The 1,035-nt window shown below is 65.9% G+C and carries 1 protein-coding gene; it reads left to right on the top strand.

Going from position 1 to position 1,035, the window contains the following annotated elements:
- Positions 1 to 947 (top strand): IS91 family transposase (locus tag DDE13_RS22490; RefSeq protein ID WP_111406402.1); only part of this gene is annotated, 947 nt, incomplete at its 5' end.
- Positions 948 to 1,035: the final 88 nt, after the last annotated feature.

Below are 1,035 nucleotides of genomic sequence, written 5' to 3'. Positions count from 1 at the left end.
CGGCGCGTGCGGACGATCTGCTGCCCGTGGAATACTTCCACGTCGTCTTCACCCTTCCGGCTGGGATCGCCCAGATCGCCTATTGGAACAAGCGAGCGATGTATGGGCTGCTGTTCAAGGTCTCAGCGGAAACGGTGATGACCATTGCCGGCGACCCCCGGCACCTCGGCGCCCGTGTCGGCATGACCAGTGTGCTGCACACATGGGGATCGGCGCTGACCCACCACCCCCACATCCACATGATCGTCCCCGGCGGCGGCCTGTCGCCCGACGGCACGAGGTGGATTGCCTGCCGCCCCGGGTTCTTCCTGCATGTGCGGGTGCTGTCACGGCTGTTCCGGCGACTGTTCATCGAGGGTCTTCTCGACCTGCATCGCACGGGCGCGCTCGGCTTTTTCGGTGACCTCGCCGGACTGGCTGACGCTGGGCCCTTCACCGCCTGGCTCGCCCCGTTCCGCAAGACCGAATGGGTGGTCTATTCCAAGCCCCCCTTCGGAGGACCCGAGGCCGTGCTGGCCTATCTCAGCCGATACACCCACAGGGTCGCGATCTCGAACCATCGCCTGGTCCGCGCTGATACCGATACCGTGGCGTTCCGCTGGAAGGACTACAGGATCAAGCGAGGCGACCGGCAAAAGGTCATGCGGCTCGCCACGCCCGAGTTCATCCGCCGCTTCCTGATCCACGTCCTGCCCGATGGCTTCCACCGCATCCGGCATTACGGCCTGCTGGCCAGTTCGACTCGCAAGGCCAACATCGCCAGGATCCGCGCCCTGCTGTGCGTCCGGCAGCCTGAAAAGGTCGCCGTGCCGGAACCACAGGCCGAGGCTCCGCTCACCCTGCGCGAACCATGCCCCTGCTGCGGCGGGCCCATGCGCATCATCGAGATCTTCCGGCGCGGGCAGATACCGATGTCGCGCGCGCCACCGAGGGAGCAGGCCGCATGACCTATCGCCAGTCATCCATCATGGACAACCACCGGCTACACTCCGCAGACCCGGCCCGAACAGCCTGTGCTTGTTCATTCCCAGCGCG

The organism is Meridianimarinicoccus zhengii, from assembly GCF_003254465.1.
GTDB classification, from domain to species: Bacteria; Pseudomonadota; Alphaproteobacteria; order Rhodobacterales; family Rhodobacteraceae; genus Meridianimarinicoccus; species Meridianimarinicoccus zhengii.
Note: the sequence above shows the minus strand (reverse complement) of the source record. Positions and strands in the feature narration are given on the sequence as shown.